11 protein-coding genes are annotated in these 14,419 nt (G+C 60.8%); 5 read left to right on the top strand and 6 right to left on the bottom strand.

From position 1 onward, the window contains the following. Positions 1-77 precede the first annotated feature (77 nt). The 3 genes from sorA (at position 78) to AC1RT6_RS15130 (ending at position 2,074) form a co-directional block, all read left to right on the top strand. Positions 78-1,280 (top strand): SorA family sulfite dehydrogenase catalytic subunit, encoded by a 1,203-nt coding sequence (gene sorA, locus AC1RT6_RS15140; RefSeq protein ID WP_079445848.1) that lies wholly within the window; start codon positions 78-80, stop codon positions 1,278-1,280. Positions 1,281-1,291: 11 nt separating this feature from the next. Beyond that, the gene (gene sorB / locus AC1RT6_RS15135) at positions 1,292-1,624 is read left to right on the top strand and encodes a SorB family sulfite dehydrogenase c-type cytochrome subunit (RefSeq protein ID WP_079445847.1); all 333 of its coding nucleotides are present in this window, start codon (positions 1,292-1,294) and stop codon (positions 1,622-1,624) included. 249 nt (positions 1,625-1,873) lie between these two features. Next, positions 1,874-2,074: a cold-shock protein gene (locus AC1RT6_RS15130; RefSeq protein WP_011316219.1), complete on the top strand. Its 201-nt coding sequence runs from the start codon at positions 1,874-1,876 to the stop codon at positions 2,072-2,074. Between the two features lie 179 nt (positions 2,075-2,253). On the opposite strand, the gene AC1RT6_RS15125 is transcribed toward AC1RT6_RS15130, so the two are convergent. Continuing rightward, complete coding sequence (locus AC1RT6_RS15125; protein WP_079445911.1) at positions 2,254-2,847, bottom strand: hypothetical protein; 594 nt, start codon at positions 2,845-2,847, stop codon at positions 2,254-2,256. Positions 2,848-3,164: 317 nt separating this feature from the next. On the opposite strand from AC1RT6_RS15125, the gene putA reads away from it, so the two are divergent. Then, on the top strand, positions 3,165-6,170 hold the full coding sequence (gene putA / locus AC1RT6_RS15120; protein WP_079445846.1) for a bifunctional proline dehydrogenase/L-glutamate gamma-semialdehyde dehydrogenase PutA: 3,006 nt from the start codon (positions 3,165-3,167) through the stop codon (positions 6,168-6,170). 323 nt (positions 6,171-6,493) lie between these two features. Here putA and AC1RT6_RS15115 read toward each other — a convergent pair whose 3' ends face one another. The 5 genes from AC1RT6_RS15115 to phaR all read right to left on the bottom strand — a co-directional run bounded on the left by AC1RT6_RS15115 (position 6,494) and on the right by phaR (position 12,878). Next, positions 6,494-7,105, bottom strand: coding sequence for a sigma-70 family RNA polymerase sigma factor (locus AC1RT6_RS15115; RefSeq protein ID WP_425906948.1), 612 nt, complete (start codon positions 7,103-7,105; stop codon positions 6,494-6,496). A gap of 275 nt (positions 7,106-7,380) precedes the next feature. Further along, a complete protein-coding gene (locus AC1RT6_RS15110) occupies positions 7,381-8,115 on the bottom strand; it encodes a response regulator (RefSeq protein WP_079448157.1) in 735 nt (244 codons plus the stop codon). Position 8,116: 1 nt separating this feature from the next. Further along, a complete protein-coding gene (locus AC1RT6_RS15105) occupies positions 8,117-9,859 on the bottom strand; it encodes an ATP-binding response regulator (RefSeq protein WP_472791008.1) in 1,743 nt (580 codons plus the stop codon). Beyond that, on the bottom strand, positions 9,829-11,868 hold the full coding sequence (locus AC1RT6_RS15100) for a sensor histidine kinase (RefSeq protein WP_079448220.1): 2,040 nt from the start codon (positions 11,866-11,868) through the stop codon (positions 9,829-9,831). Before AC1RT6_RS15100 ends, AC1RT6_RS15105 begins: the two co-directional genes overlap by 31 nt. A gap of 413 nt (positions 11,869-12,281) precedes the next feature. Continuing rightward, positions 12,282-12,878, bottom strand: coding sequence for a polyhydroxyalkanoate synthesis repressor PhaR (gene phaR / locus AC1RT6_RS15095; RefSeq protein ID WP_079448158.1), 597 nt, complete (start codon positions 12,876-12,878; stop codon positions 12,282-12,284). Between the two features lie 317 nt (positions 12,879-13,195). Between phaR and AC1RT6_RS15090 the strand changes: the two genes are divergently transcribed. Beyond that, on the top strand, positions 13,196-14,374 hold the full coding sequence (locus AC1RT6_RS15090) for an acetyl-CoA C-acetyltransferase (protein WP_079448221.1): 1,179 nt from the start codon (positions 13,196-13,198) through the stop codon (positions 14,372-14,374). The last annotated feature ends 45 nt before the right edge of the window (positions 14,375-14,419 follow it).

The following is a 14,419-nucleotide window of genomic DNA, read 5'->3' as shown; positions in this document are numbered from 1 at the left end:
GCCGCTGTCCGGTGACAAACTTGCAGAGTTGTGATCCGTGATGACGGGCCATGTCAATAAAGCTTCGGAGGAAGCCAATGCTCGACAGACGAGAAATGCTGAAACGCATCGGCGCTGGACTGACGCTTAGCATCGGCCTGACCCCTTTCAAAGCCTTGGCGCTCGACAGCGTGACGATGCCCTTCGACAACGGCGAACGTCCACTGGTCAAATATCCACAGAAGCGTCCGATGATCGGAATCACCAGCCGGCCACCACAACTCGAAACACCGTTCTCGGTTTTCAACGAAGGCCCCATCACGCCGAACGACGCCTTCTTTGTCCGCTATCATCTTGCCGACATCCCGCTCAACATCGATCCCGACACCTTCACGCTCGAGATCAAGGGCAAGGTTGATCGTCCGCTCAAGCTATCGCTTAAGGACATCAAAAAGATGAAGCAGACGGAGATCGTCGCGGTCAATCAGTGCTCGGGCAACAGCCGCGGATTCGTCAATCCCCGCGTCGCAGGCGGCCAGCTCGGTCACGGAGCGATGGGCAACGCACGCTGGCGCGGCGTTTCGCTCAAGACCCTGCTCGATCAGGCCGGCGTACAGCACGATGCCAAGCAAGTGGTTTTCGGGGGCATGGATGGCCCCGTCAGCGACAAGACCCCGGATTTTGCCAAGGCGCTTGATGTCGATCACGCACGCGACGGCGAGGTCATGCTGGCCTATTTGATGAATGGAAGAGACCTGCCGTTTCTCAACGGCTTTCCGCTTCGGCTGGTCGTTCCCGGATATTACGGCACCTACTGGATAAAGCACCTCAATGAGATCACTGTCATCGACAGCATCTATGACAATTTCTGGATGAAGACGGCCTATCGCATTCCCGACAATGCCTGCGCCTGCGTCGAACCGGGCACCACGCCGACAGCGACGGTCCCCATCAACAGGCTCAATGTCCGCTCCTTCATCACTAACGTCACCGAGGGCGCGCAACTCAGGCGCGGCGGAAAAATTTTGAAGGGAATCGCGTTCGATGGCGGCACGGGTGTCAAGAATGTCGAGGTTTCAGTCGACGGCGGCAAGACCTGGAAGAGCGCGCGGCTCGGCCGGAACTACGGTAAATACTCGTTCCGCGAATGGAAGGTTCCGGTCAAGCTCACTGCCGGTCCACACGAATTGAAGGTGCGCGCGACCAGCGATGGCGGTCAGGTGCAGCCGTCTGATGCCACGTGGAATCCGGCCGGTTACATGCGCAACGTCACCGAGACCGTTCGCGTCTCGGTCTCTTGAGGGAGAGGCTCATGACGCGTTCAGTTGTTGTTGCCCTCGCGACCGGCATCGGACTGGCCGCGAGCGCCTGCGCCTACGAGTCGACGGGGGCCATCGCCGAACCGCTTTCCTACAAGCTCCCGCGCGAAACGATCGAATTCAAACCAGGACTCAATGTCGACGTCGTAAAGAACAATTGCCTGGCCTGCCATTCGGCGGATTACATCGCGACCCAGCCACGCGGCCCGAAATTCAAAAAGGATTTTTGGCAGGCGGAAGTGAACAAGATGATCAAGGTGTACGGCGCGCAGATCGATGAGACCGACATCAGCAAGATCGTCGACTATCTCACTGCTACGTATTGACGTCGCAAGGGTATTCGCCGAGAGCCCCCCGGAAAGCTTGGGACACCGGCCGCTGTGGCCCCCCGGCGCTACCCCGGTCGGGCGAGACCCCTTGTACTTGGCGGTCTGAGGCCTCTCAGAATTGTGGCAAAATGGTACCGGCCTTCATGTTTGATCTATCAAGCCGGACCGAGACCGCGTATCTTGTGCGCCGTCGGACAAGCCGGTTCCGGGGGCCGACGACTGTTTCAATCCTGCGGAGACTTGGGAATGGCTAAGGGTACTGTGAAGTGGTTCAACCCGACCAAAGGTTATGGTTTCATCCAGCCGGCCGGGGGTGGCAAGGATGTGTTCGTCCATATTTCAGCCGTGGAAAGAGCAGGTCTTTCGACCCTCAACGAGGGGCAGACGGTTGAGTTCGAAGAAGTTGCCAATCGAGGCAAAACTTCGGCCGAAAACCTGAAGGTTTGACGCGCCGACGCAATCCTTCAGGCTCGGATAAAAGCGCGTCCTGGCAGGCGCGATCCATTCCGGGCGAACGACATGGGCTCCGCCGACGCCATCAGGTTTACGCTATCCGCGCAGACTGAATTCGCCGGCGACGACGATCGGGTAATCTTCGTGGCAAAGTCGCGCAGGAAGGCATTTTCTCAGTTCTGCTTGGTCCATTGATCCACGGTCATGACATCGGGCAATTGCGCAAAGCCGCGCGTCCACATGTCAACGACCCACTCCACACGCGTGGTGCGCTCCACCAGCACTGCGGTGTTATGCGGAGTCTGCAAGACAAGCGCGTTGCCACGATAACGCGGATTTCCCACGGTGTGAAATTTGAGAAGCCCCCAGCCCTGCAGGACCAGCAACAGGCTCGTCACGTTGCGCGTCGTGTCCCAGCAATCGAAGTTGTGCTTGTCATCGCCGGCGCGGAAATCAGCCCGCGCCACACGCCTGTCAGTTCCGAGGATCGATCCCATGCGGCGATCGAACCAGACCACCGCCTTCTGCACAGCCCGGCGTTCCGCAGCGGCCGATGAGCGGCCGGCCGCCAGAACCCGCCCTAACGCGGCACGGTCAGCGGCCGTGAAATCAAGACTTTCGCGACGCCGGCAGACGAAACCGTAGCAGACCGTCATGGATTCCGCGGTCGGGGGATTGATCGAAACCGAGGTATAAAGCTGCGAGATTCCCGGACTGAGTTCTGCGGCTTCGACAGGATGATCCACGCCGTTAGCCATGAGCAGCATCGCGCCCACCACAAGCAGACGAGACAGGCGGCGCACGCGGGCGCGGTCATGTTGTCGTTCCGGAAAGCCCGCCATCGTCCCTCGACCTGATATCCGATCCCGGACTGAGATTAGCCTGTTCGCGCGGAGAGAGGGTCGCGCAGGCGCAACAGCGATCCTATTTATCGATGACGCGTGCCGCTCACATGCTGCTACCAGAACCGGAAAGTTTGTGCACGGAACTTAGCGGGACCGCTCTCGCTCAAAAATCGGGAAATCGATCACGTTCGTGATTTTGCATCGATTCAATCCAGAATCATCGTGATCAGGAATCACCGATGTCGCCCCAGCTTCCACTGCCGTTCTCGGTTCCCTACGCTCCGGATGACCGGCCAATCGCGGAGCGGCTGCTCGCCGAGGCCCGGCTGACACCTGAGCGGGAAACGCGGATCGATCGGACGGCGCGACGCCTGATCGATGCGATCAGGCAAAACGACGACCCACTCGGCGGCGTCGAGGATATGCTGCGCGAGTTTGCACTATCGACCAAGGAAGGCCTCGCGCTGATGGTGCTCGCAGAGGCGCTGCTGCGGGTTCCCGATGCCGAGACCGCGGACAGATTCATCGAGGACAGGCTCGGGCAAGGCAATTTCATCCACCACGAGACCAAATCCAGCGCCTTTCTTGTCAACGCGTCCGCGTGGGCGCTCGGGTTGTCGGCGCGGGTCATCCAACCGGGCGAGACGCCGCAGGGAACCATCGGGCGGCTCGCGAAACGGCTCGGCGTTCCGGCGATTCGCGCGGCGACGCGGCAGGCGATGCGGCTGATGGGCAGTCACTTCGTACTGGGCGAAACCATTGAGGCTGCGCTCGAGCGGGCGCACGCGCATTCGGCGGGATGCACCCGCTACTCTTTCGACATGCTCGGCGAGGGCGCGCGCACCGCTGCGGATGCGGACCGCTATTTCAGTTCCTACGCCGCCGCCATTGAGGCGATCGGCCGCGGCGCGGGCGACAGGACCCTGCCCGACCGCCCCGGCATTTCCGTCAAGCTGTCGGCGCTGCATCCGCGCTTTGAGGCAGTGAGCCGAGGGCGGGTGATGGTGGAGCTGGTTCCGCGCGCCATCGATCTTGCCAAGCGCGCCAAAGCGCTCAATCTCGCTTTCACGGTCGATGCGGAGGAAACCGATCGGCTGGAGCTTTCGCTCGATGTGATCGCCGCCATTGCCGCCGACCGCTCGCTCGCTGGCTGGAGCGGCTTTGGCCTCGCCGTCCAGGCCTATCAGAAGCGCGCCGGTGCCGTGATCGACTATATCGACGACCTCGCACGAGCCCTGAACCGGCGGATGATGGTTCGTCTGGTGAAGGGCGCGTATTGGGACACTGAGATCAAGCGCGCGCAGGAGCGCGGGCTCGACGGCTATCCCGTGTTCACCCGCAAGGCGATGACCGACCTGAACTACATCGCCTGCGCGAAAAAACTGCTGACGCTGCGGCCGCGCCTGTTTCCGCAGTTCGCAACCCACAATGCCCTCACTGTCGCAACGCTTCTCGAACTGACGGACGGAGAGACCGGCTTTGAATTCCAACGCCTGCACGGCATGGGCGAAGCCCTCTACACCACGCTCTGCAAGGATCGCCCCGTGATCGCCTGCCGCATCTATGCGCCGGTCGGCAGTCACCGCGACCTGCTCGCTTATCTGGTGCGCCGCCTGATCGAGAACGGAGCCAACTCCTCCTTCGTCGCGACGGTCTCCGATCCCAATATGCCGCTAGACACGCTGCTGCGCAGACCGGCCGATATCATAGGAAGCGCCGACAGCGCCGAGCACGCGAGGATTCCACTGCCGCGCGATCTTTTCCAGCCGCAGCGCATCAACTCGCGCGGAGTCGAATTCGGCGAGCGCGCCGCGGTGAACCGGCTGGTTGCCGAGATCGCGGTTGAGCATGTCTCAATCGTGCCGGTGAACGATAGCGGGCCGGAAGATGTGAACCGAGCCGTTGCCGCGGCGCGCAGTGGGTTTTCATCGTGGAGCCGCGCACCGGCGGCCGTGCGAGCCGCCGCCATGGATCGCGCAGCCGACCTGTTGGAACAGCGATCGGCGCGCTTCATCGCGCTCTTACAACGGGAAGGCGGTAAGACGCTGGATGATTGTGTGTCGGAGGTTCGCGAAGCCGCCGACTTCTGCCGATACTATGCCGCGGAAGGCCGCAAGCTGTTCGGCGACGCGCAGCCGTTGCCCGGGCCGACCGGCGAACGCAACACGCTGCGTCTGCGCGGGCGCGGCGTTTTTGCCGCGATCTCGCCCTGGAATTTTCCGCTGGCTATCTTCTTGGGGCAGGTGACGGCGGCGCTGATGGCCGGAAATACCGTGGTTGCGAAGCCGGCTGAACAGACGCCGAGGATCGCCACGGAAGTTGTGCACCTGCTGCATCAAGCCGGGATTCCGGAGGCGGCGCTTCACCTCATTCAGGGCGACGGACACATCGGGGCTGCGCTTGTCGCGCATCGCGACATCGCGGGCGTGGTCTTCACCGGCTCAACAGAAGTGGCGCGATCGATCAACCGCACGCTCGCCGCCAAGGACGGCCCGATCGTGCCGCTGATCGCCGAGACCGGCGGCATCAACGCCATGATCGCCGACGCCACCGCGCTGCCCGAGCAGGTCGCCGACGATGTCGTGACTTCGGCATTTCGCTCGGCCGGGCAGCGTTGCTCCGCGCTGCGGCTTCTGTTCGTGCAGGAGGACGTGGCCGACCGCATGATCGAGATGATCGTTGGCGCAGCGCGCGAATTGAGGATCGGCGATCCGTCCGATCCCGCCACCCATGTCGGCCCGGTGATCGACCGCGAGGCAAAGGATCGGCTCGATGCGCATATCGCGCGCATGACGCGCGAGGCTCGGGTACATTTCGCGGGACTTACGCCGTCATCGGGCAATTTCGTCGCGCCGCATATCTTCGAGCTGGACGACGCGCGGCAACTGACCGAAGAGGTGTTCGGACCAATCCTTCACATCGTGCGCTATAGCGCCTCCGGTCTCGATGGGGTGTTGGACTCCGTCGCCGACACCGGCTATGGCCTGACGCTCGGCATCCACTCGCGCATTGACGATACGATCGAGACCGTCGCTGACCGGCTTCAGGTCGGCAACATCTACGTCAACCGCAACATGATTGGCGCTGTGGTCGGAGTGCAGCCCTTCGGTGGCCATGGGCTGTCGGGGACAGGACCCAAAGCCGGCGGCCCCCACTATCTCACCCGGTTTGCCACCGAACAGACCGTAACGGTAAATACCGCAGCCGCCGGCGGCAATGCCGCATTAATGACCGAAGTAGGCTAGAGCTTGTTGATTAGACGCGTTTCTCTCCCGCGAACCGGATTCCACTTCGCTCAAAACGCTATAGTGGCGGCAGAGACAAGCCGCGCCGTCTCACGCTTTGCGAAGCCCTCAGACGTGCAACGACCATTATCGATTCAGCCCTGGCCGCCCGAGGCCTCTGCTTGGGATTGCAGGCTGGCGCCAGCAACGATGGGCACTGCGCGGTTCGCTCGCGGTTTTCCGATAATCGCTCAAGCGCGGGGATGTCGCCCGAACGCAAACCGGCCCGAACGTCATGCATCGGGGCCGCTGCTAGGCGGGCGATCAGCAGATCAAGTAGTTGGTCAGGCTGCTAGTGTTGCGAGGCCCGCCACTTTCAAAAGCGCTGCGAGTTGTTTGCGGGCATAGAACATACGGGTCTTCACGGTGCTCGGCGGAATGCCGATGATCTCGCCGGCTTCTTCGACCGTCTTCTCGTGATAGTAAACGAGATGGATGATCTCGCGATGAGCCGGGGACAGCTTGGCGATGCAGGCTCGCAGAATTTCGCTGACGTTGCTGCGATCGAGCGACGCCTCGGGCGTATCGGCGCCATCAGCGATTTCCCGGACATTCTCCTGGTCGATATCCTCATGCCGGCGCTGGCGCATCGTGGTCAGCGTTTTGAACCGGGCAATCGAAAGCAACCACGTTGATACCCGTGAGCGGCCTTCGAACTGGCCGGCAGTACGCCAAACGTCCAGGAATACCTGGCTGACAATATCTTCGGCCGCCGTCGTGTCGCGCAAGCTACGGAGCACGAAGCGATAGACCCGGACGTTATGCCGCAAATACAGGGTATGCATCGCCGCCCGGTCGCCGTGGGCGATCCGCTCAAGAAGCATCTCATCGGTGGTTGCCTGGGCAGCGATAATGCCTTGGCAGGCGGCTGCGTTAATCGCGATGACATTTTGCATGACGGCTCCCCTTATCGTTGGGCAGAATATTAGCCGTCTCACGTTTCAGCACGCCTGCACGGAAAGCAGAAAATGGTTTCGCGGGAAGGTGCAATTGTTTCGTCCCCTCCCCAGCGATGAAACAATCAGCGAAACCCAGCGTATACTCCGCAAAAAAACGCATACCGGTTCTGTGGCGCAAACTGTTGAATATTAAAGTATTTTTTGTCAGTTTCGACTGAGCTGGGAAAGCACCTGTTCGTTTGAACGTCGTTAGACTTAGCCGTTGGAGCAACTCAGGATTTGTCGCCGGAAGGTGAAAACAGATAACCGCCGCCCCGGATGGTCCGAATCACCGCGGGCTTTGCGGGGTCGGGCTCGATCTTCCGCCGGATCCGCATGATTCGCAGATCAATCGCCCGATCAAAGGCTTCGCTGTCGCGTGCATTGGCCAGTTCCAGCAGCCGCTCGCGCGACAGAACCCGTTTCGGATTGGCGGCGAAGACCTTCAACAGACCAAACTCCGACGCCGTAAGCGGATGTTCGTTGCCCTCGTCGTCCCGTAAGGCCTGAGCCTCCAAATCGAGCCATTTGGTGCCGAAGCGAACGAGTTGACCTGCCGGCGTGGCGGCGACGACATCGGGCACGCCCTCCATTTTTGGCGCACTTCGCCGCAGTACCGAGCGGATACGCGCCATCAGTTCGCGCAACTCACATGGTTTTGCCACGTAGTCGTCGGCGCCGAGTTCGAGGCCGACCACACGATCAATCGGGCTGGCCGTCGCCGTCAGCATGATCACCGGAATGTTGGTGCGGCTCTTGAGATCGCGGATGATCGAAAGGCCATCCTCCTCCGGCATGTTCAGATCGAGTACTACGAGATCTGGCGTTGTCCTGCCGATCGCGTCGCGCAAACTTCGGCCGCCGTCGCACAACGTGATGGCGAAGCCATGCATCTTGAGATAGTCACCCACCATCTCCCGGGCAGGCGCCTCGTCGTCAACCACAATGATATACGGATTCCTGTTCATGTCAGATTGTCGTAGGCAAGATGATGGTGAAGGTCGATCCCTGTCCGGGGCCACCACTATCGGCTTTGATCTGGCCATCATGCATTTCGACGATCCGTTTCACGATCGACAGGCCAAGGCCGGTGGAGCTTTCACCGGCGGTGGGTTTTGCGGACAATCGCTGGAAACGGCCGAACAGTCGTCCTAAATCCTCGGGCGACAGGCCGGCGCCCTCGTCCGTGACGCGGATGATTGTGTGGTCCGCATCCTGGCCGACCAGAAGCGTGATCCTGCCTCCCACCGGGCTGTACTTGATGGCGTTGCTGACAAGATTGTCGATCGCCTCGCGCATCCGGTCCTGGTCGCAGATCGTGACGTGTCCGGTAGGCGCCGACACGGCGATGGTTTGCTGCTTGTTAACCGCTGATAGCTGATTGGCCTCGGAGACCTCGGCGACCAGCGCCGCGATATCGACCGGCTCGCGCTTTATAGTGATATCGAAAGCATCGGCCATGGCGTCTGAAATCAGGTGATCGACCATCGTAATCAGGCGCTTGGTGGCGTCGCGAATGTGATCGACCTGCACGGTGACGGTGTCACCGTACGAGCCTGCGCTGACAAGTTCGGCGAGCATTTCGGTCCGCCCCAGGATGACCCCGAGAGGATTCTTCAGGTCGTGCGCCACCGTTCCCAGAATCTCATTCTTGAACCCGTTGGCCCGCTGCAACCGCAGCCATTGCGCGGAAAGCCTGCGATTGGCTTGCATCAACGCGCGCGTGCGCTGCGCCACGCGGTCTTCGAGCTGCGCGTTGGCGTCCTGCAATTGCTCATAGAGGATCACGTTGTCGAATGCGATCGACAGCCGGCTGCCGAAGATCTCCACGAGGGACCGATCAGTATCCGATAGATCGCGCTCGGCCTGTAACAACACCACGACTTCGCGTCCACTGCCGGTGCGGATATAGAGGACCGAACGGTGATCGACGAATTCGTGCTTACGCCGCCTGAAGGCGTCCTCGACCGTCTGCTTGAGATCGGAATCGAGCGATGCCTGGCCGTCGACCCCGCTGAAGCAGCTGTAACAGCCGGACCCCGCAAGAACCGCAAAGTCATCATCGACCGCGCCGCCGTCGCGCAACACCAGAATGCCCGCACAGTCGATGTTCAAAAGCGACGCGATCTGCGTCAGGACGCCTTCGGCCAACCGCTGCATCGACTTAAAATCGTAGAGCGTGGAAGCCGCATCGATGATGATCTCGAGGCCGCGACGGGTCTGCACCATCCGTTCGAGCTGCTGATTGCTGCGCAGCGCCGCGGTCAAGGAGGTGAACAGTTTGTCGGCGGTGAGTTCCGTTTTGGCCTTGTAATCGTTGATGTCGTAGTCGACAATAACGCTGCGCTCCGGCGCTTGTCCCGGTTGCCCGGTGCGCAGGATGATGCGCACGGTTTCGTTCCGCAGCTCGTTACGGATGAATTCGACGAGATCGAGGCCGGCTTCGTCGGTCTCCATGATCACATCGAGGAGCACCGCGGCGATGTCAGGGTGCGCGCGCATTAGCTCACGTCCCTCGGCAGCCGAATAGGCCGACAGAATCTCCAGCGTCTGTCCGTTGAGACTGTAATCGCTCAGCGCAAAGCGCGTGCCTTCATGCACCGCCCGATCGTCGTCGATCACGGCGACCTTCCACTGGCGAACCGTCGACGCCCCGGGGCGATCAGCTCCAGAATCGTCGATCAGGTCGAGGAGATCATCCTGGTAGGCCATTGTACTGTCCCGCTGTCTGTTTCCGTGCCAGCGCCGGCGCCGGATCGCGGCATGATAATGCGAAAAGTCGTTCCTTGTCCCAGCTCTGATTTCACCGTCATCTGACCGCCGAGCTGCTGTATGACAAGATTGTAGACAATGTGAAGCCCAAGGCCGGTGCCACCCTCGTTGCGGCGTGTGGTAAAGAAGGGATCGAACGCCTGCCGCTGGACGTCCGGTGTCATCCCGATACCATTGTCGGAAAAAATGATCTCGATGTCATCATTGGCGCGCAGGCTCGCCGCGATGGAAATCGTACCCGATCGCCCATTGGGGAACGCGTGATTGGCAGCGTTGAGAAAAAGATTAGTCAAAATCTGCCCGTATGAGCCGGGAAACCCATCTATAATCAGACCCTCCGGGACATCGACAGCGATGTTTATCGGAGATCGCTTCAGAACCGGACGGAGGCTGGCGACGATCTGGCCGGTGGATTCACTCAAGCTGAACTGGCGGCGCTCAGCGTGAGATCGATCGACGGCAACCTGCTTGAAGGACTGGATCAGTTCGCCGGCCCGGTGCAGATTTGCAACCAGCTGACGAGCTGCATCGCGACAGGTGCTCACGAATTCCTCAAGCTGCGAACGCTTCAGTGGCGTCTTGGATCTCAATTCGGCGTCGAATGTGTCGGCGCGCCAAGCGAAACTCGAAGCAACAGTGAGGCTGATGCCGATCGGATTGTTCACCTCGTGCGCGACGCCCGCGACCAGCCCCCCGAGCACTGCAAGCCGCTCAGCGTCGATCAGATTGCGCTGCACCGCGTTCAATTCTAGCAAAGCATTTTCGGCCCTCTGCGTCGATGCCCGCAATTCGTCCTCCGCCGCGCGCTTGGCGATGGCGTTCTTGCGGAACATCTCGACCGCGCGCGCCATAGTGCCGATTTCATCCCGCGCGTCGGTGCCGGCGACTCTGCGACCGTAGTCGCCGGACATGATCGCGCGCATCGACGTCATGAGCTGCCGCAGGGGCAGACGGATGCTGAGCGCGATGACAACGCCGGCAATCACTATGATGGCGAGAAAGATCGCGGCGATCGACAGCATCTTGCGGGAGATGCTTGTGAGAGTGCGGTCAAACGTCAACTGCGCATTCTGCTCCCGCCGACGCATCTTGACAGACAAGCCGTCGATCGCAGCGATGGTCTCAGCCTGGCTGGCGTCGATGGAGTTGCGCGAAAGATCAGTTCGCTTGGTGAGCAGATCGGACAGGCTCGCGATCCCATCATGCAGCGCAGATGTTCGTGTTTTGAGCCGCTGTAATGCGTCGTGCTGGAGATCGTTCTCGGCAAAATCGATCATCGCCGGGATCGTGCGCGCGACCGCATCGATATTCTTTCGGACTTCGTCCGCACTGGTTGACGCGGGTGCGAGGTAGTAGGCGTTGGCGTCCACCAGCATCGCCGTGAATGCCTCGCGTGATTTGCCAAGTGTCGGCCATATCCGCGCGTCGCGGCGACTGGTCGCACCCTCGATGATCGAATAGAGGCCGGCCATGTCCTTGGTAGGCGTCAGGATTTGGTTCTCATAGGTCTTGGCAATCGTCGTCTGTAATGCGCGCAATTCCCTGAAACCGCTGAGAAAGCGTTCGGTGGCGCGTTCCAGTTCGTCGACCGTACCCAGCAATATCGGGTCAGTCGAAGCGCGCGCTCTCAAGGTGCCGAGGATGGCCTCGCGCAACAGCAGGATTTCCGCAAACAGATCGGGACCGGGCTGATTGACGTAGCGATGGATCAGGTTTTGCAGTCGACCGGTCTCGCTCTCGAGAACCGCAAGGATCTTATCGGAGTTCCTGACCTGACGCACGTCGTCCCATGCCGACCCCAGGGTCTTGGCACCGCTCCATATCAACAGCGCAAGAACCAGCACGGCCGCAGAATTCAAAGCCGTGATTGAGAAAATGCGCCAGCGGATCGGAATAGCGCGAACCAGGCCGACGATGCCCGAGCGGCCCTCTTGCTGCTCTTCGGCTATGCCGTTCTGGGTCTCGGCTGGAACCAAATGGAGCTACCTTGCGGATTCGTTCGCTGCGGCTTTCCCGGCGACAATGGCTTCAAACGACAGCCTGGCGACGATTGTCGCGCACGGCACACCGACGCGTGACCCCTTTGTGAGAGTCATCCATCTCAAGAAAAGGTTCAACGCGAGGAAATACCAATCTGACACTTGATGGACTGGGACTGGCAGGCGCCCCGGTCGTCAATTGCAGGCCGTGAGGGGTGTCAGGCAATGGCCGCGGAGTTCGGCTCCGCCGGGACAGAGGGCGCACAGGATGCAGGTACGAGCATGGAGACCGCGCTGCTGTTCTGCATGAGCCGAAATCCCCTTGGATTCCCGGTCGGCGACCTCAGCGTCATCTGTTCGATCATGATCGCAGACCCGAACACCTACTCCTTCTTCGGCTCTTTCGACATCCGTTCCAGGCGGTCCTGCATCTCCCTCATCTGCTGGCGAAGATCTTCGATATTGTCGCCGGGATCGGGAGTATCGGGCGTTTTCTCCGGCTCGGGCGCGGCGGTCCCATTGCGCGGCGGCACGAATGGCTTGAACATCGAGAACGTGCGCTCGAAAAGCTCCATGTTGCGGCGGACATGCTCCTCAAGCGGCGCGAACGGAGTGCCGCTGAAGCTGCTTGTCATCTGCTTGCGAAACTTCTCCTGCTCGCGGGTCAGCATGTCGATCGATCGTTCGAGATACTTCGGCACCACCATCTGCATGCTATCTCCGTAGAAACGGATCAGCTGCCGCAGGAAGGTGGTCGGGAGCAGGTTCTGCCCCGTTTTGTTTTCCTGTTCGAAAATGATCTGCGCCAGCACTGAACGGGTGATGTCGTCTCCAGTCTTTGCATCGAAGACAAGGAAATCCTCGCCCTGCTTGACCATCCCCGCGAGATCTTCGAGCGTCACATAGGTGCTGGTGCCGGTATTATAGAGCCGCCGGTTCGCATATTTCTTGATTGTCGTCGGTGTCTCTGATTTCGCCATAGATCCCACACGTCCCTGCCGAGGACAAGAAACCCCGCCGGCATCCACGATGGGGTTAACACGTAACGCATTGCAGCAAAGTAAGCACTTTCAGCCCGCTTCGGCTACCGTTTTATAAAAAACAGTTAATGCCAATGCATAGAAGTGCTCACGATCATGTACGGGTGCAACTTCCAGCCATTGGCATGATTGACACACTCTCGTGAGGTCAACAGGATATATATCTGAGTAGATCGCGGACCGCCGGTGCGGCCTGTCATCATCGAATTTCAAGTCACTCAAGCCCCAGCATGTCACTTAAGCTCCAGGAGGTGTCCATGTCAGACGGTGTCGTCATCGTCAGCGCCGCCCGCACTCCAGTGGGAAGTTTCAACGGCGCGCTTGCCACGACGCCCGCCCACGCCCTCGGTGCTATCGCCATCAAGGCTGCGCTGGAGCGGGCGGGAATCGAGCCCGGACGGGTCTCCGAAGTCATCATGGGCCAGATTCTGACTGCGGCGCAGGGCCAGAATCCGGCACGTCAGGCGTCGATCGCCGCTGGCGTTCCGGTGGAAAGCCCGGCCTGGGGCGTCAACCAGCTCTGCGGTTCGGGCCTGCGCACTGTCGCGCTCGGCTATCAGGCCATCCTGAACGGGGATTCGGATATCGTCGTCGCGGGCGGACAGGAATCCATGAGCATGGCGCCGCATGCGCAGCACCTGCGCGGCGGCGTGAAGATGGGCGGCCTTGAACTGATCGACACCATGATCAAGGACGGGCTGTGGGATGCGTTCAACGGCTACCACATGGGCAACACCGCCGAGAACGTCGCCCGTGAGTACCAGATCACCCGCCAGCAGCAGGACGAATTTGCCGCCGGCTCGCAGAACAAGGCGGAAGCCGCGCAGAAAGCGGGCCGATTCAAGGACGAGATCGTGCCCGTCACCGTCAAGAGCCGCAAAGGCGATGTTGTGGTCGACACGGACGAATATCCGAAGGCTGGCGTGACGGTCGACGCCATCGCCAAACTGCGACCCGCTTTTGAAAAGGACGGCACTGTGACCGCGGCCAACGCGTCGGGAATCAACGACGGCGCCGCGGCCGTCGTCCTGATGTCGGCCGCGCAGGCGGCGAAAGAGGGCAAGACCCCCCTCGCCCGCATCGTCTCCTGGGCCCATGCCGGGGTCGATCCGAAGATCATGGGCACCGGCCCGATTCCGGCCTCCCGTGCCGCGCTGAAAAAAGCAGGCTGGACGATCGGCGACCTCGACCTGATCGAAGCCAATGAAGCCTTCGCCGCACAGGCCTGCGCCGTCAATAAGGACCTCGGCTGGGATACCTCAAAGGTCAACGTCAATGGCGGCGCGATCGCCATCGGCCATCCGGTCGGTGCCTCGGGCGCGCGCGTGCTGGTGACCCTGCTGCACGAAATGCAGAAGCGAAACGTCAAGAAGGGCCTTGCCACGTTATGCATCGGCGGCGGCATGGGGATCGCCATGTGCGTTGAGCGCGGCTGAGCGGATGAAGGCGGCGAAAATGGACATTGAGTCGCGCTGACAACC

Source organism: Nitrobacter sp. MLSD-S21, assembly GCF_058809865.1.
This window is presented reverse-complemented; position numbering and strand designations above follow the sequence as displayed.